At 32.8% G+C, this 25,306-nt stretch carries 25 protein-coding genes and 4 tRNA genes; 27 read left to right on the plus strand and 2 right to left on the minus strand.

Features of this window, described 5'->3' with window-relative positions; all coding sequences use genetic code 11:
• Positions 1-34 precede the first annotated feature (34 nt).
• From ASF10_RS03860 to ASF10_RS03875, 4 genes are all read left to right on the plus strand, one after another.
• Entirely contained in the window at positions 35-787 is a 753-nt protein-coding gene (locus tag ASF10_RS03860; RefSeq protein ID WP_056245717.1) for a hypothetical protein, read from the plus strand.
• Positions 788-792: 5 nt separating this feature from the next.
• Positions 793-1,491, plus strand: a complete 699-nt coding sequence (gene lipB, locus ASF10_RS03865) for a lipoyl(octanoyl) transferase LipB (protein WP_056245720.1) — start codon at positions 793-795, stop codon at positions 1,489-1,491.
• A 22-nt stretch (positions 1,492-1,513) separates the two neighbouring features.
• The gene (locus tag ASF10_RS03870; protein WP_056245723.1) at positions 1,514-2,332 is read left to right on the plus strand and encodes a DNA-binding protein; all 819 of its coding nucleotides are present in this window, start codon (positions 1,514-1,516) and stop codon (positions 2,330-2,332) included.
• A gap of 79 nt (positions 2,333-2,411) precedes the next feature.
• Positions 2,412-3,017, plus strand: a complete 606-nt coding sequence (locus ASF10_RS03875) for an NAD(P)H-dependent oxidoreductase (protein WP_056245726.1) — start codon at positions 2,412-2,414, stop codon at positions 3,015-3,017.
• Here the strand turns inward: ASF10_RS03875 and ASF10_RS03880 are convergent.
• Positions 3,006-3,665 carry a ribonuclease HII gene (locus ASF10_RS03880; protein ID WP_056245729.1) on the minus strand — a complete coding sequence of 220 codons (660 nt, stop codon included), beginning with the start codon at positions 3,663-3,665 and terminating at the stop codon, positions 3,006-3,008. The two genes, ASF10_RS03875 and ASF10_RS03880, sit on opposite strands and share 12 nt — an antisense overlap.
• A 384-nt stretch (positions 3,666-4,049) precedes the next feature.
• Between ASF10_RS03880 and ASF10_RS03885 the strand changes: the two genes are divergently transcribed.
• The 7 genes from ASF10_RS03885 to ASF10_RS03915 all read left to right on the plus strand — a co-directional run bounded on the left by ASF10_RS03885 (position 4,050) and on the right by ASF10_RS03915 (position 14,562).
• Entirely contained in the window at positions 4,050-7,154 is a 3,105-nt protein-coding gene (locus ASF10_RS03885; RefSeq protein ID WP_056245731.1) for a SusC/RagA family TonB-linked outer membrane protein, read from the plus strand.
• Positions 7,155-7,163: 9 nt separating this feature from the next.
• The gene (locus ASF10_RS03890) at positions 7,164-8,750 is read left to right on the plus strand and encodes a RagB/SusD family nutrient uptake outer membrane protein (RefSeq protein WP_056245735.1); all 1,587 of its coding nucleotides are present in this window, start codon (positions 7,164-7,166) and stop codon (positions 8,748-8,750) included.
• A 183-nt stretch (positions 8,751-8,933) separates the two neighbouring features.
• Positions 8,934-10,904, plus strand: a complete 1,971-nt coding sequence (locus ASF10_RS03895; RefSeq protein WP_056245738.1) for a putative porin — start codon at positions 8,934-8,936, stop codon at positions 10,902-10,904.
• A 47-nt stretch (positions 10,905-10,951) separates the two neighbouring features.
• Positions 10,952-12,313, plus strand: a complete 1,362-nt coding sequence (locus ASF10_RS03900) for a pyridoxal-phosphate dependent enzyme (protein WP_056245741.1) — start codon at positions 10,952-10,954, stop codon at positions 12,311-12,313.
• A gap of 86 nt (positions 12,314-12,399) precedes the next feature.
• On the plus strand, positions 12,400-12,882 hold the full coding sequence (locus ASF10_RS03905) for a 3'-5' exonuclease (protein ID WP_056245837.1): 483 nt from the start codon (positions 12,400-12,402) through the stop codon (positions 12,880-12,882).
• 78 nt (positions 12,883-12,960) lie between these two features.
• A complete protein-coding gene (locus tag ASF10_RS03910; protein WP_056245742.1) occupies positions 12,961-14,232 on the plus strand; it encodes a DUF2851 family protein in 1,272 nt (423 codons plus the stop codon).
• 102 nt (positions 14,233-14,334) lie between these two features.
• Positions 14,335-14,562, plus strand: a complete 228-nt coding sequence (locus tag ASF10_RS03915; protein ID WP_007810860.1) for a PspC family transcriptional regulator — start codon at positions 14,335-14,337, stop codon at positions 14,560-14,562.
• Positions 14,563-14,637: 75 nt separating this feature from the next.
• On the opposite strand, the gene ASF10_RS03920 is transcribed toward ASF10_RS03915, so the two are convergent.
• Positions 14,638-16,089 (minus strand): amino acid permease, encoded by a 1,452-nt coding sequence (locus ASF10_RS03920; RefSeq protein ID WP_056245744.1) that lies wholly within the window; start codon positions 16,087-16,089, stop codon positions 14,638-14,640.
• Positions 16,090-16,363: 274 nt separating this feature from the next.
• Here ASF10_RS03920 and ASF10_RS03925 point away from each other — a divergent pair, with 274 nt between their 5' ends.
• The 16 genes from ASF10_RS03925 (at position 16,364) to rplL (ending at position 25,158) form a co-directional block, all read left to right on the plus strand.
• The gene (locus tag ASF10_RS03925) at positions 16,364-17,251 is read left to right on the plus strand and encodes a ComEA family DNA-binding protein (protein ID WP_056245838.1); all 888 of its coding nucleotides are present in this window, start codon (positions 16,364-16,366) and stop codon (positions 17,249-17,251) included.
• 14 nt (positions 17,252-17,265) lie between these two features.
• Entirely contained in the window at positions 17,266-18,408 is a 1,143-nt protein-coding gene (locus tag ASF10_RS03930; protein ID WP_056245745.1) for an acyl-CoA dehydrogenase family protein, read from the plus strand.
• A 385-nt stretch (positions 18,409-18,793) separates the two neighbouring features.
• Complete coding sequence (rpsU, locus tag ASF10_RS03935; RefSeq protein ID WP_026985791.1) at positions 18,794-18,988, plus strand: 30S ribosomal protein S21; 195 nt, start codon at positions 18,794-18,796, stop codon at positions 18,986-18,988.
• A gap of 135 nt (positions 18,989-19,123) precedes the next feature.
• Positions 19,124-20,017 carry a tyrosine-type recombinase/integrase gene (locus tag ASF10_RS03940; RefSeq protein WP_056245749.1) on the plus strand — a complete coding sequence of 298 codons (894 nt, stop codon included), beginning with the start codon at positions 19,124-19,126 and terminating at the stop codon, positions 20,015-20,017.
• 37 nt (positions 20,018-20,054) lie between these two features.
• Positions 20,055-20,357, plus strand: coding sequence for a ribosome hibernation-promoting factor, HPF/YfiA family (hpf, locus tag ASF10_RS03945; RefSeq protein ID WP_056245753.1), 303 nt, complete (start codon positions 20,055-20,057; stop codon positions 20,355-20,357).
• A 91-nt stretch (positions 20,358-20,448) separates the two neighbouring features.
• Positions 20,449-20,522, plus strand: a tRNA-Thr gene (locus tag ASF10_RS03950).
• Positions 20,523-20,576: 54 nt separating this feature from the next.
• A tRNA-Tyr gene (locus ASF10_RS03955) sits at positions 20,577-20,657 on the plus strand.
• An 83-nt stretch (positions 20,658-20,740) separates the two neighbouring features.
• Positions 20,741-20,812, plus strand: a tRNA-Thr gene (locus ASF10_RS03960).
• A 54-nt stretch (positions 20,813-20,866) separates the two neighbouring features.
• On the plus strand, positions 20,867-22,054 hold the full coding sequence (gene tuf / locus ASF10_RS03965) for an elongation factor Tu (protein ID WP_031456758.1): 1,188 nt from the start codon (positions 20,867-20,869) through the stop codon (positions 22,052-22,054).
• A 58-nt stretch (positions 22,055-22,112) separates the two neighbouring features.
• A tRNA-Trp gene (locus ASF10_RS03970) sits at positions 22,113-22,183 on the plus strand.
• Positions 22,184-22,201: 18 nt separating this feature from the next.
• Positions 22,202-22,399 (plus strand): preprotein translocase subunit SecE, encoded by a 198-nt coding sequence (gene secE / locus ASF10_RS03975; protein ID WP_041517377.1) that lies wholly within the window; start codon positions 22,202-22,204, stop codon positions 22,397-22,399.
• Between the two features lie 10 nt (positions 22,400-22,409).
• Entirely contained in the window at positions 22,410-22,961 is a 552-nt protein-coding gene (gene nusG, locus ASF10_RS03980; RefSeq protein WP_029273444.1) for a transcription termination/antitermination protein NusG, read from the plus strand.
• A gap of 67 nt (positions 22,962-23,028) precedes the next feature.
• Complete coding sequence (rplK, locus tag ASF10_RS03985) at positions 23,029-23,466, plus strand: 50S ribosomal protein L11 (RefSeq protein WP_007807442.1); 438 nt, start codon at positions 23,029-23,031, stop codon at positions 23,464-23,466.
• Positions 23,467-23,479: 13 nt separating this feature from the next.
• Complete coding sequence (gene rplA / locus ASF10_RS03990; protein WP_007807440.1) at positions 23,480-24,169, plus strand: 50S ribosomal protein L1; 690 nt, start codon at positions 23,480-23,482, stop codon at positions 24,167-24,169.
• A gap of 22 nt (positions 24,170-24,191) precedes the next feature.
• On the plus strand, positions 24,192-24,695 hold the full coding sequence (rplJ, locus tag ASF10_RS03995; protein WP_056245755.1) for a 50S ribosomal protein L10: 504 nt from the start codon (positions 24,192-24,194) through the stop codon (positions 24,693-24,695).
• Positions 24,696-24,786: 91 nt separating this feature from the next.
• On the plus strand, positions 24,787-25,158 hold the full coding sequence (rplL, locus tag ASF10_RS04000) for a 50S ribosomal protein L7/L12 (RefSeq protein WP_007807437.1): 372 nt from the start codon (positions 24,787-24,789) through the stop codon (positions 25,156-25,158).
• The last annotated feature ends 148 nt before the right edge of the window (positions 25,159-25,306 follow it).

The following is a 25,306-nucleotide window of genomic DNA, read 5'->3' on the forward strand; positions in this document are numbered from 1 at the left end:
AATAGTCTTTGTATCTTTGATAAAAATTACCCATATGAAATTATACAAATTCCTTAGTTTTTGTTTTTTAATAGCAACATTAACAAGCTGTACTTTAACCGAAAATATGTATGTAAGCGATAACGGAAACGGAAAATTTTCTGTTGATATCGATGGTTCGTCTTTAATGGCAATGGCGGGAGATCAGATTGGCGATCAAATGGGAGCCGAAGCCAAAAAGAATGTAGATTCTACTTTTACTTTTAAACAATTATTTGAAGAGAAAAAAGACAGTATTGCAAAATTATCCCCAGAAGCTCAAAATGACCTTAAAAAGCTGGAGAGTTTTGTAGTAAATACTAAAATGAATTCAGAAAAGAAAGAGTTTTTAATGACGCTTTCCAGAGATTTTAAAAATGTAAATGAATTACAAGATGTATTGCAGTCTTTAAGTGCGCTTCAAAAACTGGAAGGAGCAGGAAGTGCATCACCTTTTGGGAACGGTTTAGGAGATAATAGCAGTAAATTAAGTTATACGTATGACGGTAAGAAATTTACTAGAAAAGCTGTAATTGATAAACAAAAACTAGCTGAAAAAGCAAAAGATTCTGCACCGGATATGTCGAAAATGATTTTTGCTTCTTCTACCTATATTATAAAGTATCATTTTCCTAAACGTATCAAAAAAGTTTCTAACCCAAATGCTTTGTTTAGCGACGATCGAAAATCAATTACAATTCAATACCCTTTCACGGATTATATGGAGAATCCTGACAAACTTAACTTTGATGTAGAGTTTGAAAAATAATAAAAATGAATAAAAAAATTCAACTTCAGGATTTAGGAAGTAAAGACTATAAATCGACCTGGGAATATCAGGAAGATCTTTTTAAGGATATAGTCGACTTAAAAATCAAAAATAGAAGAGAAGAGCTCGATTTAGAAACACCAAATTATTTGTTGTTTGTAGAACATCCTCATGTTTATACTTTAGGTAAAAGTGGTGATCTTGAAAACTTGCTGCTAAACGAAAAACAGCTGGAAGCTAAAGGCGCAACTTTTTATAAAATCAATCGTGGTGGTGACATCACCTATCACGGACCAGGACAAATTGTAGGTTATCCTATTTTGGATTTAGAAAATTTTTTTACGGATATTCATAAATATCTACGTTTTCTGGAAGGATCTATTATTCTGACTCTGGAGGAATATGGTTTAAAATGTGGTAGAAGCGAAGGGGAAACCGGAGTGTGGCTGGATGTTGGAACTCCGTTTGCACGAAAAATATGTGCACTTGGTGTACGTGCTTCACGCTGGGTAACGATGCATGGATTTGCTTTAAATGTAAATGTAGATTTAGGTTACTTTGATAATATTATTCCGTGTGGAATTCGCGGGAAAGGAGTTACTTCATTACAAGTAGAACTTGGTGTAGAAAAAGTGGATGAAGACGAAGTAAAAGCCAAAATTGTAAAATATTTGACTCAATTATTCGAAGCTGAATTTATTTAATTAGCTTTTTAAATATATAAGGATGAAAGATGCTGAAGAAAATAACAATTATAGAATTGCTGTTCCTTTAGCATTTGAAAATGTTTTTTCTCACTTTTACTTTGCAGAGAATAAAACCGACCTTCCAATAACGAAAACGTTATTACCAAGCTTTCAAACCATTCTGGTTTTTAATTTTGGCTCAAGGGCTTTTTTAAAATCTGAACAAAATAACATTCTTGAAGTAGAAAAGTGTTTGGTTTTAGGACCAATAAAACAAGCTTTCGATTATACTTTAGATCCGGGCTCTGAGATATTAGTTGCTAATTTTAAGGAGGATGCTTTTTATCGATTCTTTGGTAATGTACTTTTTGATGCTTTACCTATTCATCCCGATGCCTTAATTCAGAAAAATTGTTTTACAACTTTATGGGAAGAGTTAAAAGAGATAGCTAACACAAAAGATCGGGTAAATTACATTTTAGAGTTTTGTAAACCTTATTTACGGGAACAAAATACTATAATATCACTTTTGTCAGACTTTAAAGAAGATAATTTAAATCCCATTAAAGCAATTGCTTCAAAAATAAATCAAAGCGAAAGAAATATTCAACTTAACCAAAAGAAGTTTTTTGGTTATACTGTTAAGGAAGTCAATCGTTATGAAAGGTTTTTAAAAGCGGTTGAGGTAATTCAAAAAAATGCTGTTGGTTCTATAATTACTGATTGGATTACTGTAGTCGATCAGTGTGGTTATTATGATCAAAGTCAGTTGATACATGACTTTAAATATTATATGAATATTTCGCCAACAAAATTTCTAAAATTCCAAAATGATATCTGCAGTTCAAAAGCAGACTAATTTAGGTTTTCGTTTTCTTACAATTGTACCCAAACCTTGCTTTCTAAATTTGTCATGTTCAATCTTAAAAAATAAAAACATGAAAAATTTAGTTATTTATGCGCATCCAAATTCTGGTAGTTTAAATCATTTCTTTAAACAGACTGTAATCGAAAATCTTCAGGAATCAGGTCAGGAAATTGTTATTCGTGATTTGAACGCAATCAATTTTAATCCCGTTTTATCTCTTGAAGATATGAACGGACAAAGAATAGGAGAAGTTGCAGATGATGTTAAAACAGAACAGGATTTTATTACATGGGCTGATCGCATTATTTTTATTTACCCAATTTGGTGGACAGGTATGCCGGCAATTATGAAGGGTTATATTGATCGTGTTTTTAGTTACGGATTTGCTTATCGATACGATCAAGGTGTTCAAAAAGGCTTATTAACCGGTAAGAAAACCATTATTATCAATTCGCACGGAAAATCAAATGCAGAATATGAAGCAATGGGAATGGATAAAGCTTTAACCTTAACATCTGATACGGGAATTTTTATTTATTCAGGATTAGAAATCCAGAGACATTTTTATTTTGATAAAGCTGACAGGGCTTCTGCTGAAGATATTTTGAAATGGAAATATGAATTAATCTCGATTTTAAAAGAAAATGAAAAGATTACTAAAACCCTAGAATTCTAGAGAAAGTTGTTCAGGCAAGAGTCTGAAACTCATTCGGTGGTATTTTGTAGTTCCATATTTTCTAATAGCTTCCCGATGTTCTTTGGTAGGATATCCTTTATTCTGTTTCCAATTGTACATCGGGAATTCTTCATGAATTTGATCCATATATTCATCTCGATATGTTTTTGCCAAAACAGAAGCTGCAGCAATACTTAAAAATTTTGCATCTCCTTTTATAATGCTTTGATTGGGAATAGATTTTAATAATTCTATTTCAGTTAAAGAGAATTGCTTTCCAAAGCTATTTTTCAAGCCTAATTTTGCATTCAGGGAACGATTTCCGTCTACAATAATAAATTCAGGAACCTGATTTAATTTTAAAATGCATTCCTGCATTCCTTTCATTGATGCGTTAAGTATGTTTATTTCGTCTATTTCGTCTGGTAATAAATGTGTAACTGCAAAGCAAACAGCGTGTTGTTCTATAATTGGTTTTAATAATACTCTGGTTTTTTCAGACAATTGTTTACTGTCATTTAAAATCTGATTTTCAAAATCTGCAGGTAAAATTACAGCTGCTGCTGTTACTGGTCCGGCGAGACAACCACGTCCAGCCTCATCGGTTCCGGTTTCCATAACAAATCCGGAAAAATTTTTTGCAAGCATTTTCTCTTTATTTCTTTTAATTCACAAATATTACAAAATTTCTAAAACAAATTTCTATATTTTTTTAAACAAAAAACTTGTAATTGTCAAAAGTTTAAAAAAGCTATCTATTTTAATGATGTTGATAAAAGAGATTGTAGTTTTTTATGAGGTTGATGGATTTGTTGTCGAAGTTGTTAAAAAAATGTTAAGTATGTAATTAACATAGATTTTTAATTATTCTAAATTATAAGGAATATTGCTACTAAAAATGATGAAAATTCTATGTTTTAAGATGGATATTAAAGGATGTTTAATATTTTGAATTAAAATTAAGTTAAAATGATTTGTTATTTTAAGAAATAATTAAGATGTTTGCCCCATACTAATTCAAAATAAATTAAAATGAAATTAAAATTACAATGGATTTGTACGCTATTAGTAGCGTTGTCTATGCAGTTTTCTTTCGCTCAGGAGAGAACTGTAACTGGAAAGGTATCTGATAAAACAGGTGTCATTCCAGGAGTAAATGTTGCTGTTAAAGGATCAAAGGCAAATACTCAAACAGATTTTGACGGAAGTTATTCTGTAAAAGCAAAAACAGGAGATGTGTTAGTATTTTCATATGTAGGTATGAATAACAAACAAGTTACTGTTGGTACATCAAACACAGTAAATGTCGAATTAGAGTCTGAGGCTCAATTAATGAATGAGGTTGTTGTTGTTGGGTACGGTGTACAAAAAAGAAAGGAAGTAACCGGTTCCATTTCTAAAATTGCCGGAAAAGACATTGCTAACTTGGTAACTCCAAGTTTCGAGGGTGTTTTAGCCGGTAGAGCAACAGGAGTTCAGGTATTAACTAATACAGGTCTTCTTGGAGCTGCTCCAAAAATCAGAATTAGAGGTATTGGATCTATTTCAGGAAGTACAGAGCCTTTAATTGTTGTAGATGGTATTCCTATTTATTCAGGTGATATTGGTGGTGTGTCAGCTACAAATGGTTTGGCAGATATCAATCCAGAAGATATTGAGTCTTTTGATGTTTTGAAAGATGGTGCTGCAACGGCTATTTATGGTTCTAGAGCTGCAAACGGAGTTATTTTGATTACTACTAAAAGTGGAAAAAAAGGTACTTTAAAAGTTTCTTACTCAAGTGTTTTTGGTGTTGCTAGTGCAGCTAAAAAATACGATTTGTTACAAACTCCTGATTTCTTGGTTATCTCTAACGAAAAGAGAACAAATGCAGGACAAACACCTTGGGCAGTTGGTAATACTTATAATACAGACTGGCAAAGTGCTGTTTTAAGAAATGCTCCTCAAACTACTCATAATCTTAATTTTAGTGGAGGTTCTGATAAAACAAAATACTATTTATCTTTAGGTATTACAGATTTAGATGGTATCAATTTGGCTAATAATATGAAAAAATATTCTGTTAGAGCTAATATCGATCAGGATGTCAACAGATGGTTAAGCTTTGGTACAAATTTAAATGTAAACAGAACAGAGTATAATGGATTGAATAGTAGTGCTAGTGGTTTATCTGGTAATATTTTTAATACCATCAGACAGTTACCAAACACGCCAATTTATGATGCTCTTGACCCAACAGGATATAATCTTGCACCAGGTAATGCGGCTGTTGGCCAATGGGATAACTTAGCTGCTGTAGGAGATGCTATTACAAATATTGTATATGTTCTTGATCATAATAAATATAAATCTACAACAACTAGAATTATCGCTAGTGTATTTGCAAATGCAAAGATTACTTCTGACTTAAGTTATAAATTACAAGTAAGTGCAGATAACGCTTCAACTGATGGTTACCAATACTGGAATCCTATTCATGGAGACGGACGTTCATTTAATGGATATGTTTACCAAGAGAATAGAAATCTTTTAAGATGGAACTGGCAAAATATTTTGAATTACAAACATACTTTTGCTGAAGATCATAATCTTGGTTTAACAGGTGTTGCTGAGTATCAAAAATCACAAGATAAAACATTATGGGGTCAGGGAAGTGATATCATCAGTGATTTCTTTGATAAGAATTTAGTAAGTAATAGTTTTAATACTAAAGATACTGGTGGTGGTATTTTAGAAAAAGGAATTATATCATATTTAGGTCGTGCAACATACAACTATAAAGAGAAATATTTTATTCAGGGATCTCTTAGACGTGACGGAATTTCTCAGTTTGAATCAGATGTTAGATACCATAACTTTCCTGGAGTTTCTGCAGGTTGGACAGTTTCTAAAGAAGGATTCATGGAAGGAATTAGCGGTACAGTATCTGATTTAAAATTCAGAGGTTCTTATTCTGAAGTTGGTAACGTTGATGTTTTAAATAGTGCATCTTACCCTTCTAAAGATCTTACAGTTGGTTCTCCATATGCTAGTTCTAATGGTATTGGTTACTATCAATTTGGTAATCCTTTATTACAATGGGAAACTTCTACTAAAATTGATTATGGTGTAGATTTAGGTTTGTTCAACAACCGTTTGACTTTAGCATTTGATTATTATAAAAATGATATTGATAATTTAGTTTTGGCAGCGCCAACTCCTCCTTCTATCGGTATTCCAAATAATACAATCAATCAAAACGTTGGTAAAATGTACAATCAGGGTTATGAGTTTGCTGCTAGTTTTAAAGCAATTAACAATGCAAACTTTTCTTGGGATGTTTCTTCTAACGTAACACTTACTAAAAATAAAGTTACTGCTTTATATGGTGGTCAACCAATCGTAGGTGGTTCATCTACAGATACAAATATTGCACCTAACATTATTATCAAAGAAGGAGAATCAATTAACTCTTTATATGGATATAGATATTGGGGTGTTAACAAAACAAATGGTAACCCGGTTTATTACAAAGCTGATGGTAGTTTAGTACAAGGAAATCTTAATACAACAACTTATGCTGTTTATGACCCTGCTAATCCTGCTAACGTAGCTACAGCAGCATCTTTAGGAACTGCTGATAAAACTATTTTAGGAAATACATTACCTACATACTACGGATCATTTACATCTACAATGAAATACAAAAATCTTGATTTTGGTTTCATGTTTAGATTTAGTGGAGGAAACAAAATTTTTAACTCTACAAGAAGAGAGTTAATGAACCAAAACTTTAACAACAACGGAACAGAGATTTTAGGAAGATGGCAAAGTGTTGATAATCCTGGAGACGGATGGACACCAAGATTATATGCAAGTTCAAATACATTTACGAACCTTTCAGGAAGTGCAACTACTCGTTTTGTTGAGAAAGGTGATTTTATCTCTCTTGATAATATTAGTATCGGTTACACATTGCCAAAAATGTTAATGGATAAAATTGGTGTTGATACTTTTAGACTTTTTGTTCAGGGACAAAATATCTGGTTGATTTCAAACTACAAAGGTATAAACCCTGAAATGGAAACATCTGGAGTAGATGTTAATGGTACACCACGTGCTAAAGTGATATCAGTTGGATTAAATGTAAGTTTATAATAAAAACATATGAAAAATATAATAAAAACAATTCTACTTTCTGTAGTTGTACTCGGGATGAGCTCATGTACAGAAGAAAAAATATTGGATTTAAAACCAGTAAACAATATTCTAAGTCCGGATGCTTTTACAACACCTACTTTGATTTCTACCTATATGAATGGTGTTTATAATGCTGCAGCTATTGGACAATATAATGCTGCACCAACAAGCCCTAATGGTGGTAGAGGTTATGTTTGGGGAGCTGCGTTTGTAGAACAAGGTGAAGCAAGAGGAGAAGATGTTGTAAATATGCAAACTTTTTACGAGTTAACATACAGAGGAACTTATGATCCAACAACTGCTAATAATGTTTACTATTGGGTTGATGGTTACAGATTAATCAACAGATGTAATATCATGATCGAAGGAACAACAGATGCTGTTGCTAAGGGGATTATTACTCAGGCTGTAGGAAATGATTACATTGGACAATGTAAGTTTTTAAGAGCGATCACCCATTTAGAATTACTTACTTATTTTGCAAAACCATATTTTTTCACCCCTGGTGCTACTCATCCTGGTATTCCTTACAGAGAAGTTGGGGTTAATACAAGTGAAGAAATTGCAACAGAAGCAGCAAAACCAAGAAATACAGTTGCTGAAGTTTATGCAAAAGTTTTGGCAGATTTAAATGATGCAGAAACTTTAATCACAACTGGTAACTCAGCTACTTTTTCATCAAGAGTTATAGGTAGAGCTTCTAAGTGGGCTGCAATTGCTTTCAAGACAAGACTTTATCTTCAAAAGAGAGACTGGGCAAATGTAATAGTTGAAGGGAATAAATTAACTGCAGCTTTTGCAATTACTGCTGATCCCTATGCTCCGTTTCAAAATACTACAGGTACTGCGCCTAGTAACTCAGAGTCTATTTTTTCTATTCAACACTCTGCTATATCTAATCCTGGTTCAAATGCTGCGTTGGCTAGTATATTGAAAGACAGGGCTTTAGTTTGTGTTAGTCCAATTCTTTGGAGAGATTCAAAATGGTTGGCGGATGATAAACGAAGAGAAAATGGAAAGTTTATCTTTACTGCTACTAATACAGGGATTAAATATTCTAATAAATATACAGACGTTACGAACAGAACTGATGCTGCACCGGTTATCAGATATGCTGAAGTAGTATTGAATATGGCTGAAGCTCAGGCTCGTTTGTCTAATCCAACAGCTGCTTTGACTTTGTTAAACTCTGTGAGAAACAGATCTTTGGCTATTCCGGCTACTCAAGCTTACACTGCTGCTTCTTTTACTTCAGATGCTACTTTGGTTGAGGCTATTCTTAAAGAAAGAAGAATTGAGTTTTTACAAGAAGGACGTAGATGGACAGATATTCATAGATTACAAGGTGATCCAATAGCATTAGTTGCTACTAATGGAGTTCCTGCAAAATTTGCTAATGGTGCACCTGCTGCTGCTGCATATGTACTAGGAAATAGTTTTGTTGTAACTACTCCTATTGCTGCCATACCTTATACTAGCTTTAAGTTCTTATGGCCAATACCACAAATCGAATTGAACACTAATCCAGGTTTAGGACAAAATCCAGACTGGTAGGATAAAGATAAATATTTTGATTTTTTTTGAAAGCCCTCAACCACTTTTCTGGTTGGGGGTTTTTGCTTGAATAAAATTGTTTTGAAAAACCTCTCAATAACAATGATTTGTTTTTTTATACGTTTTTATCTTTTACCTTTGCTTGACAAATTTTATCGAAATAATTACATATAAAGCCATCAAATGAGAATATTCGTTTTTCTATATCTATTAGTTGTACCAACTTTATTGTTTTCTCAGGAAAAAACTACTTCTAAAAATAGTTTAGATATGAATACTAAATATTCAAGTATAACAGATACTGTAAAAAAGAAAAAAGATAAAATTGCAACAATAGATCAATATCAGATTATTACTCTGGAACATGATACCACTTATGTGGATACATCGTTAACATTAAAAAGTGCTTACAAACAAAATCACCTTCGAAAAGATGATTTTGGACTTTTGTCTTTTTCGAATATTGGGCAAACCTTTAATACGCTGCAATACAGTTTAACAAATTTTTCTCCGTATCCCGAAATTGGTTTTAGTGGTAAACATTTTAATTATTTAGAGGCAGATCAAATCAACTATTATTCAGTAGCGACTCCGTTAACAGAATTATTTTTTAATACAACAATAAACAAAGGTCAAAACGTAGATTCATTTATTACACTAAATACGTCTAAAAACCTTAATTTTTCTATTGCTTATAAAGGATTACGTTCAGAGGGAGATTATATCAATCAATTGGTTAGTGCAGGAAATTTTAGGTTTACAACAAGTTATGCTACCACAGATAGAAGATATGCCATAAATGGGCATTATACGTATCAGGATATTTCTAATGAAGAAAATGGAGGTATAACAACGCCATCAGACTTTGAAAGTGATAATAAAGATTATAAAAATCGCCAGAGATTACAAGTTTACCTTACAGATGCAAAGTCATTTTTAAAAGGAAAACGTTTGTTTTTTGATCACGCTTTTAGAATAAATCCAACAGATGGAAGCAATAATTTATATGTAACACATGTATTTAATTACGAGAATAAATTTTTCGAATACAATCAGGCAACCGTTCTTTCAACAGTTGGTACAACGCCGGTACAGCGCTTTGGAGAATCATATGTTACAAATGGTATAAATGATCAGACCCATTATGAAAGACTATATAATAAGGTAGGAGTTGCCTATGAAAATTCTCTTTTAGGAAAATTTAATTTTTTTGTAGACGATTACAGGTCTAATTATGAGTATGGAAGAATCATTGTAAAAGATAGTGGAAACACCGTTATTCCTGATAATTTATTTCTTCAGATCAATAATGTAGGCGGACAATACGAATATCAAAAAAACAAATGGAATGGACGTTTTTTATATTCAAGATCAATTACAAATCAGTCGCTATCTAACTTAGATGCTAAATTAAAATATGATTGGAACGAGAAGATTCAATTTGACTTTAGATATCGTAACATTAACAAATTACCTAATAATAACTACAACTTATATCAAAGTAGTTATGTAGAATATAACTGGTCTAATAATTTTAAAAACGAAAAGATCAATTCTCTAAGTGCGAGTGTTTATACGCCTTGGTTAAATGGAGAAGTTCAATATACGGTACTAAAAGATCATTTGTATTTTGCTGATGTTTCATCGCCGGCACAAATTGCTGCTAATACACAAATTATAAATCCTGCTCAGTATGGAAATGCTATTAATTATTTAGAAATAAAAGCAAGTAGAGAATTTAAATTTGGTCGTTTTGCATTAGATAATACATTATTGTATCAAAAAGTAGATCAGTCAGATTTGATTTTAAATGTACCGGATTTTGTAACAAGAAATACATTTTATTACTCAGGTTATTTCTTTAAGAAAGCATTATTTATGCAAACCGGAGTCGTATTTAATTATTTTACAAAATATTACGGAAATGATTACAATCCGGTAGTGGGAGAGTTTTTTGTTCAAAAAAATAAAGAAATTGGTGGTTATCCATTATTTGATCTTTTTGTAAATGCCAGAATTCGTCAAACGCGATTTTATTTAAAAGCAGAACATATCAATGCACTTTTTTCTAAAAGTGACTATTATGCAGCGCCTAATAATCCTTATCGTGATTTCGTTATCCGATTTGGTTTAGTTTGGAATTTCTTCCAATAAAACCAGGCCATTATTATATTAAAAACCAAACATTAAATTAAATAGAAATGGACTTTTCAAATAACATTTTAGAAACAATTGGTAATACACCATTGGTAAAACTCAACAAAATTGTTGCTGAAATTGACGCGTTAGTATTGGCAAAAGTCGAAACTTTTAATCCGGGAAATTCTGTAAAAGACAGAATGGCTGTAAAGATGATTGAAGATGCAGAGGCAGATGGCCGTTTACAACCAGGAGGAACTATTATTGAAGGTACTTCTGGAAATACCGGAATGGGATTAGCACTTGTAGCTATTATTAAAGGTTACAAATTGATTTGTGTAATATCTGACAAACAGTCTAAAGAAAAAATGGATATTTTGCGTGCTGTAGGCGCTAAAGTAGTAGTATGTCCTACTGACGTTGAACCAACAGATCCACGTTCTTATTACTCTGTTTCAAAAAGATTAGCTACTGAAACACCTAATTCCTGGTATGTAAATCAGTATGATAATATGTCTAATTCTTTGGCACATTACGAGCAAACAGGACCAGAAATCTGGAAACAAACTGATGGAAAAATTACTCATTTTGTAGTTGGAGTAGGAACTGGTGGAACTATTTCCGGAGTTGGAAAATACTTAAAAGAAAAAAATCCAAATATTAAAATTTGGGGAATTGATACTTACGGATCCGTTTTTAAAAAATACCACGAAACGGGTATTTTTGATGAAAACGAAATCTACTCATATATCACAGAAGGAATTGGAGAAGATATTTTACCAAAAAACGTAGACTTTTCTTTAATCGACGGATTTACTAAAGTTACTGATAAAGATGCAGCAGTTTACACCAGAAAAATTGCTCTTGAAGAAGCGATTTTTGTTGGTAATTCTGCCGGAGCTTGTATAAAAGGATTATTACAGCTTAAAGAACATTTTAAGCCAGAAGATGTTGTTGTGGTGTTATTTCATGACTCAGGAAGTCGTTATGTTGGTAAAATGTTTAATGATGACTGGATGCGTGAGCGTGGTTTCTTAGAAGAAAACATTACAAAGGCAGAAGATGTTATTAAAGATCATATCGATAAAGAATTAATTGTTGTTCGTACTGAGGAATTAGTTTCGCACGCAATTGAGCGTATGCGTAAATATAAAATTTCACAAATTCCGGTTGTAGACATCAATGGATTTGTAGGTTCTGTAGATGAAACAGATTTGTTTAGAAGTTACGTTGCAGATAAAAATGTAGCCGAAAAACCAATTAAAGAAGTAATGGGCAAACCTTTTCCAATTGTAAAAATGGGAACTCCAATTGAAGAAGTTTCTAAATTATTTACCAAAGAAAACGATGCTGTATTAGTGGATCTTGGAAATGGTAATCATCATATTATTACCAAATATGATATTATTGGATCAATAAAATAAGACCGCTTTTAATAATTTTATAAAATCCATAAATCTAATTTTTAGTGATTAGGTTTATGGATTTTTTTAGCTTAATATATTTAGAAATGAATTTTACCGCAATAGATTTTGAAACGGCAACCAGTTATCACCCTTGTGCTGTTGGAATTGTTACAGTAGAAAATGGAATAATAGTAGATGAATATGTCACTTTAATTAAACCACCAAACAACGAATACAATCCATTTACGATACGTGTACATGGAATTTATCCAAGAGATACTATAAATGCAAAGACTTTTGTACAGATTTATCCTGAAATAGAAAAAAGATTAAAAAACAGAGTAGTTGTGGCACATAACGAAAGTTTTGATCGAAATGTTTTGACCAAATCTATGGCGCTTTACGGCTTGGATTATGAACAATTAAATATAGCAGAAAAGTGGGAATGTACCGTAAAGATATATAAGGCGAAAGGTTTTAAACCAACTAAATTAAGTGATTGTTGTAGGGAAATGAAAATTCAATTAAACCATCACGAAGCATTATCTGATGCACGCGCATGTGCTAAATTATTTATGCTGAGATAATAAAATTAAATATTTGTAAGATTAGTATTATTTTTTAATTAAATTTAGGTTTTTATAAATCATAGTAAAAACCAAAAAATGAAAGAAGATTTTCTTCATTATCTCTGGAGATTCAAAAAATTTGACACATTAAATTTACGAACCTCTCAGCAAGAGCAAATTACAATCATTAAAACAGGAGATTATTTAGAACTTGCAGGTCCTGATTTTTTTAATGCCCAAATAAAAATTGGAAATCAAAAATGGGCTGGAAATGTTGAAATTCATTTAAAATCATCTGATTGGTATGTTCATGGTCATGAAAATGATGTAGCCTATGAAAATTTAATTTTACACGTTGTTTGGGAACATGACACAGAAATATTTGATAAAAATAACAGAAGAATTCCAGTTTTGGTATTCAGAGATTATGTTTCTTCAGAAATTTTATCAAATTATAATTCTTTAGTTACTCCTAAATCCTGGATATTTTGCGAAAAAAGTATTCGGGAAATCGATGATTTCACATTTAAAAATTGGCAGGAAAGGCTATTTTTTGACAGACTGGAACGAAAATCAAAGTTTATTTATGATCTGTTAGAAGAAACAAATCAAGATTGGGAAGCAGTTTTATTTTTATTACTTGCAAAAAATTTTGGCTTAAATACCAATAGTAATACTTTTTTGCAAATTGCTAAATCTATACCATTTCCGGTTGTTAGAAAAGAAAGCTTTGAAATTGAAAATCTCGAAGCGCTGCTTTTAGGCACTTCTGGCTTACTTGATGATGAAAAAGAAGATGTGTATTTTACAGATTTGAAAATTAGGTATTATTATCTTTTAAATAAATACCAACTAGAAAAACATCATGTAGATCCAGTGCAATTTTTTAAGCATCGTCCGGATAATTTTCCCACGATTAGGCTTTCCCAATTGGCAAATTTATATCAAAAACATCAAAACTTATTTTCAAGAATAATAGTGCTTAAATCCGTTAAAAGTGTTTATGATTTATTAAGCGTTGGCGCCAGTAAATATTGGCAAAATCATTATCAGTTTGATAATGAGAGCGTAAGAAAACCAAAATCTCTATCGAAATCCTTTTTAGATTTGATTATTATAAATACCATAATTCCTATTCAGTTTGCTTATTCTAATGTGATGGGCCAATCGATTTCGGAAGATTTAATTGCTTTTATGAATGAAGTTCCACCTGAAAAAAATGCTATTATAAATAAGTTTGAAACCTTTGGAATTTCTTCCAAAAATGCTTTTGAAACCCAAACGCTGTTGGAGCTCAAAAATGAATACTGTAATAAAAAAGCCTGTTTAAAATGTGCTTTAGGAATGGAACTACTAAAGAATAATTAAGATAATTAGAAAATGTGTCAACGAGATAATTTTGTATTTTTGCATTTCTTAACAAATACTAATGTCATCCGGAGCGAAGTCGAAGGATAAAATCTAAATCTAATGTCAGCAATTTTAAAACTTAAGTTTTTCTTTGAGAAATATGGATTTCATGTTTCATCACGTCTCGCAGATAAATTAGGAATGCGGGTAACAAGTGTAAGGTTGTTTTTTATTTATATCTCGTTTGTTACTGCCGGTTTGGGATTTGGGGTTTATCTAACATTGGCATTCTGGATTCGACTAAAAGATTTAATCCGTGCAAAACGTACTTCAGTTTTCGATTTATAAAATAGTATAAAACATAAAAAAGGATCATAAAGTTTTAGCTCTATGATCCTTTTTTATTTATATCTCTCAGGAAAATTATTTCCCCGGATTATTTAATTTACTGTTTTTCTTGCCGTAAACAAAATAGATTGCTATTCCTAAAGCCATCCAAACTATAAGTCTAATCCAGCTCTCGTTTGGTAATGAATACATTAAAGCTAAACAGATCAAAATACCTGCAATTGGCACAAATGGTACTAAAGGAGTTCTGAATGATCTTGGAGCATCCGGCATTTTTTTACGCATTACCATCACACCAATACAAACTAGTACAAAAGCTAATAGTGTTCCAATACTTACCATATGTCCTAAATCACTTACTGGAACTAATCCTGCAAATAAGCTTACGAATACAAGGAAGAAAAGGTTTGTTTTCCATGGTGTGCGAAATTTAGAGTGAATAGAACTAAAAAATGGAGGTAATAAACCATCTTTACTCATCGTGTAAAATACACGGCTTTGTCCCATAAGCATTACTAGCATTACAGAAGTATAACCAGCCAGAATAGCTACAATTAAACCAGTTTGTAAAAAGTCATAACCAGTTTTTGCAAATGCAGTTGCAGCCGGTTTAGCATCTCCTGCAAATTCTCTGTAGTTAACAAGACCTGTCATTACGTGAGCGAAGAATACATATAATAAAGTACAGATTACAAGTGAGCCTAAAATACCAATTGGCATTCCTTTTTGTGGGTTTTTAGCTTCCTGAGCAGCTGTAGAGACAGCGTCAAATCCAATAAAAGCAAAGAATACAGTTCCTGCTCCTGCAGCAATACCTGACCATCCAAATTCACCAAAAACACCAGTGTTTTGAGGAATGTATGGAGTATAGTTAGCAGTATCAATAAAACTCCATCCCAAAACGATGAAAATGATTACTACAGCAACCTTTACAACAACTAAAAAGTTATTTAATGATGCAGATTCTTTTGTTCCTCTGATTAATAATAAAGACAACATCGAAACGATAAAAATAGCTGGTAAATTTACAATACCACCTTCAATTATTGTTCCGTCGCTTAATTTTAAAGTCTCCCAGGGCGAACATATAAATTGATGGGGGAGATGAATTCCATATTTATTTAGTAACTCTAGTAAGTATCGGGACCAGCTCACACCAACGGTTGCTGCTCCTAAAGCATATTCTAAAACTAAATCCCAACCAATAATCCAGGCCATAAATTCTCCCATTGTAGCATAAGAATAAGTATATGCGCTACCTGCAACCGGAATCATAGAAGCAAATTCTGCATAACAAAGTCCTGCAAATGCACAACCAACTGCTGCTAAAATAAAAGAAAGAGTAACTGCAGGACCAGCATGTTCTGCGGCAGCAATTCCTGTTAAAGAGAATAATCCGGCTCCAATAATGGCTCCAACTCCAAGCGCGACAAGCGAACGTGAAGACAGAGTTCTTTTTAAGCCTTTTTCAGATTCGGATGCTTCGTCAAGCAATACCGAAAGTGGTTTAGTTTTCCAAATTGACATACTATTATATTGGTTTATTGTTATTAAGCTCCAAATGTATCGTTTTTTGTAAAAAATAAAAACAATTATCTCTTTTTAAGTTATAAAATATTAAAATTTATGATAAAACCAGTGGTAATTATTCTTTAGAAACTCAGATTCATTAAATTAATTAAGCTTTACTAGTGAAATATGTAATTTTCAAATTTAAAATAAATTTAGTAATATTCTTGTTAATTTAAAATATTTTTCCTGTAATTTAGACGCTTAATTAAAAATGAAAAACTGTAGACAGATGAATTTGAAAGGAATGATAAAAGGTTTGAAGTTTACAAATCATCAACGTACAGGAATTTTTTTACTTTTTACCATTATTATAGTATTGCAGGCAGTATATTTTTTTATTGATTTTAGTTTGCCTGAAAAATCTTTTAATGAAAAAGAACAATGGATGGCTTTACAGTCAGAAATTGATGCTATGAAGCTGACAAAATTAAAAGAGAAACCTAAAATATATACCTTTAATCCTAACTTCATTTCAGATTATAAAGGATATAAATTAGGAATGTCTGTTCTCGAGATTGATCGTTTGTTAGCTTTTAGAAAAGAGAATAAATATGTAACTTCTGCAAGGGAGTTTCAAGACGTAACAAAAATATCAGATTCGTTGTTAAAAATTATTTCCCCACTTTTTAAATTTCCAGATTGGACTCAGGGCAAATCAAATTTTAAAATCAGCAAAAAAGAATTTATTCAAAAGCCATTCTTCAAGAAAGAAAAAATTATTGTTTCGGATATTAATCAGGCAAGTCAGGAAGATTTGGTTAAGATATATGGTATTGGTGAAGCTTTGTCATTAAGAATACTCAAACAAAAAGAGATCTTGGGGTGTTTTGTTTCTATGGAACAAATGAATGATGTTTGGGGACTTTCACCAGAAGTTATATATGAATTAAACACTCATTTTAAAGTTATAATACCCTCCAATTTTAAAAAGATTGCCATAAATGAAGCCTCTCTAAAAGAATTATCTCAATTTTCTTATTTCAGATATACATTGGCAAAACAAATCGTAACATACAGAAGTATGAATGGAAATATTAATAATATTGAGGATTTATCAAAAATTAAAGGTTTTCCTGTTGATAAAGCAAAAATAATTAGTTTATATTTGGAGTTCTAAAAAATAAGCAAACAATGAATTTTGATTATAACGAAACGCAGTCAATGATTGCCCAATCTATAAAAGATTTTGCCGAAAAAAATATCAGACCAAATATTATGGAATGGGATGAAGCTCAAATTTTTCCGGTTGACCTATTTAAAAAATTAGGTGAAATGGGATATATGGGAGTTTTAGTTCCTGAAAAATACGGTGGATCGGGGTTAGGGTATCATGAATATATTACAGTTGTCGAGGAAATTTCGAAAGTAGATCCTTCAATTGGTCTTTCAGTTGCAGCTCATAATTCTTTATGTACGAATCATATTCTGACTTTTGGAAATGAAGAGCAAAAGAAAAAATGGCTGCCTAAACTTGCTACGGCTGAGCATATTGGAGCTTGGGGATTAACAGAGCATAATACAGGATCTGATGCTGGAGGAATGAATACAACAGCAGTAAAAGATGGTGATGAATGGATTGTAAACGGAGCTAAGAATTTTATCACGCATGCTATCTCTGGAGATATTGCCGTAGTGATTGTGCGAACCGGAGAAAAAGGAGATTCTAAAGGAATGACCGCTTTTGTATTCGAAAAAGGCATGAAAGGATTTACGTCAGGTAAAAAAGAGAACAAATTAGGAATGCGTGCAAGCGAAACTGCAGAGTTGGTTTTTGATGGTTGTCGTGTTCCGGATGCAAATAGACTAGGAGAAGTAGGACAGGGATTTGTACAGGCTATGAAAATACTTGATGGCGGTCGTATTTCAATTGGAGCTTTATCATTAGGAATTTCAAAAGGCGCTTATGAAGCAGCACTTAAATATTCTAAAGAAAGACATCAGTTTGGGCAACCTATAAGTAGCTTTCAGGGAATTTCGTTTAAATTAGCTGATATGGCAACTGAGATCGAAGCTTCAGAACTTTTACTTCACAAAGCTGCTTTCTTAAAGCAACAGCACAAACCCGTTACAACACTTGGTGCGATGGCAAAAATGTACGCTTCAGAAGCTTGTGTGAAAATTGCGAACGAAGCTGTGCAAATTCATGGTGGTTATGGATATACAAAAGATTTTCCGGTAGAGAAATTCTATAGAGATTCTAAATTATGTACTATTGGAGAAGGAACTACTGAGATCCAAAAATTAGTAATTTCAAGAAATTTGCTAAAAGAGTAAAATGATAATTTGGGCGTGCCCTCAAGAAACAAAAAGCCATTCACTAAACGTTGAGTGGCTTTTTGTTTCTTGAGGTCGGGCTTTTCATTCCAATCTTTTATATTCTTAAAGAAAGAATATAAAAGGATTTCCATTGCAATCCCTCACGCACTCAGTCGCAATATAGAAGTTTCAGTGAATTACTACGTTCTTTTTACATTAGTAATAATTGTATTTTCTGTAGGGTTTTTGTGAAACTAAAAGCAGTTTAATGTCTGTATTCTTTATTCTTTTTTCTAAATTCTATATTCTTTTCTCAATCCTCAAAAAATAATCATAAATAATAACTCATAATTCATAATAAATATATACTTTTGCACCCTTAACGAGAGGAGGTGTCAATATTATGTTAATTATACCAATTAAAGACGGAGAAAATATCGATAGAGCATTAAAGCGCTATAAAAGAAAATTTGATAAAACAGGAACTGTTCGTCAACTAAGAGCACGTACTGCTTTTATTAAGCCTTCTGTTATCAAAAGAGCACAAATTCAAAAAGCTGCTTACATCCAAAACATGAGAGATGGTTTAGAGAGTTAGTATTAGCTTTTCAAAAATAATTACCGTTAGTTATCAAAATTTGATACTAACGGTTTTTTTATGCTTAATTTTGAGATAAATATATTCTTTGTAAACGGGATATAAATTTGTGTAAATGAAAAAGATTGTAATCTTATGAAATCAAATAAAGAAGCATTTCGTGATTATCTTCAATTAGAGAAAAAATATTCCGCACATACGGTTAATGCTTATTTGAATGATATTTTGTTTTTTGAAACGTTTAATAAATCCTCTTTTGAACAAGATGATATAGATCATGTGAATTACAGTCAAATCAGAAGTTGGATTGTCTCCCTTGTCGATCAGGATATTTCTAATGTATCGATAAACCGAAAAATGTCTTCATTAAAAGCTTTCTATCGATTTCTTTTAAAAACAAAGCAAATAGAAGTTAGTCCAATGTTGAAGCATAAGGCGCTAAAAACCCCTAAAATTGTTCAAATCCCATTTTCTGAAAAAGAATTGAAAGATTTAATGCAAGAAGTTAGTAATCCTTCTGGTTTTGAAGAAGTGAGAGATAAGCTTATTGTGGACCTTTTTTATACGACAGGGATGCGTAGGGCGGAGTTGATAAATTTGATGAAATATAATGTCGATTTATCGTCTAATGTTATTAAGGTTTTAGGGAAACGGAATAAAGAACGTATAATTCCTGTTTTGCCAATAATTGTTGAGCAGTTTAATTTGTACTTGAAAGAAAGAACCTCTGTTGAAAATATAGTTGACGGTGAATATTTTTTTATTTCGAAAAAAGGGTTAAAATTGAGCGAATCTTTTGTGTATCGATTAATAAATTCATACTTTAGTAAAGTCTCTGAAAAGGTAAAAAAGAGTCCGCATGTGCTTCGGCATACTTTTGCGACTCACTTACTAAATAACGGAGCAGATTTAAATTCGGTAAAAGAATTATTAGGACATTCGAGTTTGGCATCTACCCAGGTTTATACTCATAATAGTTTAGCAGAACTTAAAAAGGTATATGGCGATGCGCATCCTAGGAATAAATAGTGATTCTAAAATGTTTATTAACCCTAAAATTTGTATTATGAAGGTAGATGTTCATGCGGTTAACTTTACTGTTGACAGAAAGTTGGTGGATTTTATTCAGGAGAGAATGGATAAATTAGAAAAATATTACGATCGAGTTGTTTCGGCTGACATTTTTTTAAAGGTCGAACGAACCAGTGATAAGGAGAATAAAGCGGTAGAGATTAAGATTAATGTTCCTGGAGATGATTTTTTGGTTAAAAAACAATGCAAGACATTTGAAGAGGCGGTCGAACTTTCGGCAGAATCTTTAGAGCGTGTATTGGTAAAAAGGAAAGAAAAAATAAGAGCACACATATAATTCAAAATTTTTTTTAAAAAATGTTTTGATTCAAAGATAAAATAGCTACATTTGCAGTCCGTTAGAAATAGCGGACTTTTTTATTGATATTGCCAGCGTAGCTCAGTTGGCTAGAGCAGCTGATTTGTAATCAGCAGGTCGTGGGTTCGAGTCCCTCCGCCGGCTCAAAATATTTCAAATACGATTTGAAATTTGTTCATGCAATTATTGATAAAAAATGGGGAGATACTCAAGCGGCCAACGAGGGCAGACTGTAAATCTGCTGTGTGAACTTCGCAGGTTCGAATCCTGCTCTCCCCACAAAATGAATTTTTAGATTATGTTTTTCGGATTTTGGATGAATAAAACAAAATGCTGAATTAGACTCTTAAATCAAGGATTCTGCCGGTGTAGCTCAGGGGTAGAGTGCTTCCTTGGTAAGGAAGAGGTCTCGGGTTCAATTCCCGACATTGGCTCAAGTAAGTAGGAAATTGAAATTAATATATAACTAAGATTAAAAATTAAGTAAAATGGCAAAGGAGAATTTTAATCGTTCCAAACCGCACTTAAACATAGGTACAATTGGACACGTGGATCACGGAAAAACTACATTAACTGCAGCAATTACAAAAGTATTGTCTGATGCTGGTTACTGTCAAGCAAAATCGTTTGATCAAATCGATAACGCTCCAGAGGAGAAAGAAAGAGGTATTACTATTAATACATCACACGTAGAGTATGAAACAGCTAACCGTCACTACGCTCACGTTGACTGTCCAGGTCACGCGGATTACGTAAAGAACATGGTTACTGGTGCTGCTCAAATGGACGGAGCTATCTTAGTAGTTGCTGCTACAGATGGTCCAATGCCACAAACTCGTGAGCACATCCTTTTAGGTCGTCAGGTAGGTATTCCAAGAATCGTTGTTTTCATGAACAAAGTGGATATGGTTGATGATGCTGAATTGTTAGAGCTTGTTGAGATGGAAATCAGAGACTTGTTATCTTTCTACGAATATGATGGAGATAATGGTCCTGTAGTTCAAGGTTCTGCTTTAGGAGGATTGAATAATGATCCTGCTTGGGTACCAAAAATCATTGAATTAATGGAAGCTGTTGATGCTTGGATCGAAGAGCCAGTGCGTGACGTAGCTAAACCATTCTTGATGCCGGTTGAAGATGTATTTACAATTACTGGTCGTGGAACTGTTGCTACAGGTCGTATCGAAACAGGTATTGCTAATACAGGAGATCCAGTTGAAATCATTGGTATGGGAGCTGATAAATTAACTTCTACTATTACAGGAGTTGAGATGTTCCGTAAAATCCTTGATAGAGGTGAAGCTGGAGATAACGTAGGTTTATTGTTAAGAGGTATTGATAAAGAATCTATCAAAAGAGGAATGGTTATCATTAAGCCAGGATCAGTAAAACCACACGCTACTTTCAAAGCTGAGGTTTATATCTTGAAAAAAGAAGAAGGTGGACGTCATACTCCATTCCATAATAACTACCGTCCACAGTTCTACGTACGTACAACTGACGTAACAGGAGTTATTACTTTACCAGAAGGAGTAGAGATGGTAATGCCAGGAGATAACTTGACTATCAATGTTGCTTTATTAAGCCCAATCGCAATGAGCGTAGGTTTACGTTTTGCTATCCGTGAAGGTGGTAGAACTGTAGGTGCAGGTCAGGTAACTGAAATCGTAGGATAATCCTATAAAAATTATAAAAGCCAGTTGATTTTCTTAACTGATATCACTGGCTTTAATTACGGGCGTAGTTCAAGGGTAGAATAGCGGTCTCCAAAACCGTTGATGGGGGTTCGAATCCCTCCGCCCGTGCAATAAAAAATATATCAAATGACAAAAGTTACGAATTATTTATCAGAGGCTTTCGAAGAGTTAAAGTCAAATGTTACTTGGCCTGCTTGGGCTGAGGTTCAAAAATTGACAATTGTTGTGGCTGTATTTTCGGTTTTATTCGCTTTGGCAACATGGGGAGTAGACGAATTTTTTGCAAAAGCTTTAGCTGGATTTTTTAACTGGTTAAAAGGATAATTTTTTTGTGATGGCAGATAATAATGTGAAAAAATGGTACGTAGTTAGAGCAGTAAGCGGACAAGAAAATAAAGTCAAAGCTTACATCGAAACTGAGATTGCCAGATTAGGTATGGGTGATTATGTTTCCCAAGTTTTAGTGCCTACAGAAAAAGTAGTTACTGTAAAAGAAGGAAAGAAAATGTCTAAGGATAAAGTTTATTTCCCTGGATATGTTATGATCGAAGCCAATTTAGTTGGTGAGATACCTCATATTATTAAATCTATTACTAGTGTAATTGGATTTTTAGGTGAGATCAAAGGTGGAGAACCTGTTCCTTTGAGACTTTCTGAAGTAAATAGAATGTTAGGTAAAGTTGATGAGTTAGCTGTAAATACAGATACTCGTGCTATTCCTTTCAACTTAGGAGAAACAGTAAAAGTGATCGATGGTCCCTTTAATGGCTTCAACGGAACGGTTGAAAAAATCAATGAAGAAAAGCGTAAACTTGAAGTAATGGTGAAAATTTTCGGAAGAAAAACTCCATTAGAATTGAGTTTTATGCAAGTTGAAAAAGTATAATTTTTGTTACATCTATAATAACCACTGTAATCGCTTCCAATGATTAGGGTGTTAAATTTTTTAAAAAATGGCTAAAGAAATTAGTAAGGTAGTTAAACTACAAGTTAAGGGAGGTGCTGCGAATCCGTCGCCACCGGTTGGACCTGCTTTAGGAGCTGCTGGGGTTAATATCATGGAGTTCTGTAAGCAGTTCAATGCTAGAACACAAGATAAACCTGGCAAAATATGCCCAGTACAAATTACTGTGTATAAAGACAAATCATTTGATTTTGTTGTAAAAACTCCTCCAGCTGCTGTCCAATTATTGGAAGCTGCAAAGCTAAAGTCTGGATCAGGTGAACCAAATCGTAAAAAAGTAGCTAGCGTTACTTGGGACGTTATCAAAGCAATTGCTGAAGATAAAATGGTAGATTTAAATGCATTCACAATCGAATCTGCAATGAGCATGATCGCTGGAACTGCTAGATCTATGGGTATAACTGTATCAGGAGATGCTCCTTTTTAATTAAGAGAAAGAAATGGCAAAATTAACAAAAAAGCAAAAAGAGGCTGCTTCAAAAATTGAAAAGAACAAACTATACTCTTTAAAAGATGCAGCTGCATTAATTAAAGTTATAGCTTCTGCAAAATTTGATGAGTCTGTTGATATCGCAGTTCGTTTGGGTGTAGATCCAAGAAAAGCGAATCAAATGGTTAGAGGTGTAGTTACATTACCTCACGGAACAGGTAAAGACGTTAAAGTATTAGCATTAGTTACTCCGGATAAAGAAGCAGAAGCTAAAGAAGCTGGAGCTGATTATGTAGGTCTTGACGACTATTTACAAAAAATTAAAGATGGTTGGACAGATGTTGATGTTATCATCACTATGCCAGCTGTTATGGGTAAATTAGGTCCATTAGGTCGTATTTTAGGACCTAGAGGTTTAATGCCAAACCCTAAAACAGGTACTGTAACTATGGATGTTGCTAAAGCTGTTGCAGAGGTTAAAGCTGGTAAAATTGACTTCAAAGTTGATAAAACTGGTATCGTACATGCAGGAATTGGTAAAGTTTCTTTTGGAGCTGAGCAAATTTATGACAATGCACACGAAATTATTCAAACATTAATCAAACTTAAACCAACTGCTGCTAAAGGTACCTACATTAAAGGTATTCACCTTACAAGCACTATGAGTCCTGCAATTGCATTGGACCCTAAAGCAGTATAATTGGTAGTTAATAATTTTTAGTATGACTAGAGAAGAAAAATCAATCGCGATTGAAGATTTAACTGCACAGTTAGCTGGTACAAATATTATTTATGTATCTGATATTTCTGGATTAAACGCAGAAACAACTTCAAACTTGAGAAGAGCTTGTTACAAAGCAGGTATTAAATTAGAGGTTGTAAAAAATACTTTGCTTGCAAAAGCAATGGAAGCTTCTGCTAATGACTATGGTGATTTACCTTCAGTATTGACTGGTAATAGTGCTATATTTATTTCAGATGTGGCAAATGCACCTGGAAAAATAATTAAAGATTTCAGAAAAAAATCAGCTAAACCTTTATTAAAAGGAGCTTATATTAATTCTGAAATTTATATTGGAGATGATCAATTAGATGCGTTAGCAACTATTAAATCTAAAGAAGAACTTCTTGGAGAACTTATTGGATTATTGCAATCACCAGCACAAAGAATTATTTCAGCTTTACAAAATAAATTCGCTGGTAGCGAAGAAGAAGCTGAAGCATAATAATTCGTATGAGGAATTTTATTTCCTTGTAGCTTAATTAGCGCACAATAAATAAATTATATTTTACAAATCATTTTAAACGATAGAAAAAATGGCAGATTTGAAACAATTCGCAGAACAATTAGTTAACTTAACAGTTAAAGAAGTTAACGAATTAGCAACAATATTAAAAGACGAGTATGGTATCGAGCCTGCTGCTGCAGCTGTAGTAGTTGCTGCTGGTGGTGGAGAAGGTGCTGCTGAAGAAGCACAAACTGAATTTACAGTTGTATTAAAAGAAGCTGGTGCTTCTAAATTAGCAGTTGTAAAATTAGTAAAAGAACTTACAGGTTTAGGTTTGAAAGAAGCTAAAGATGTAGTTGACGGTGCTCCAAGTAACGTTAAAGAAGGTGTTTCTAAAGAAGAGGCTGAAGGTCTTAAAAAATCATTAGAAGAAGCTGGAGCTGTAGTTGAGCTTAAATAATTCAACTCAGTTTTAAGAACTAGGTTTAGGTCTTGAGTGAACGCTCAATGGCCTAAACCATTTTTCGTATAATAAAATATATCAAGTTTTATTATCAAATAGTTTAAAATACGAAAAAGTTTTTGATCAATACGAAGAAAAAAAATTG

The sequence above is a fragment of the Flavobacterium sp. Leaf82 genome, from assembly GCF_001422725.1.
Lineage (GTDB): Bacteria > Bacteroidota > Bacteroidia > Flavobacteriales > Flavobacteriaceae > Flavobacterium.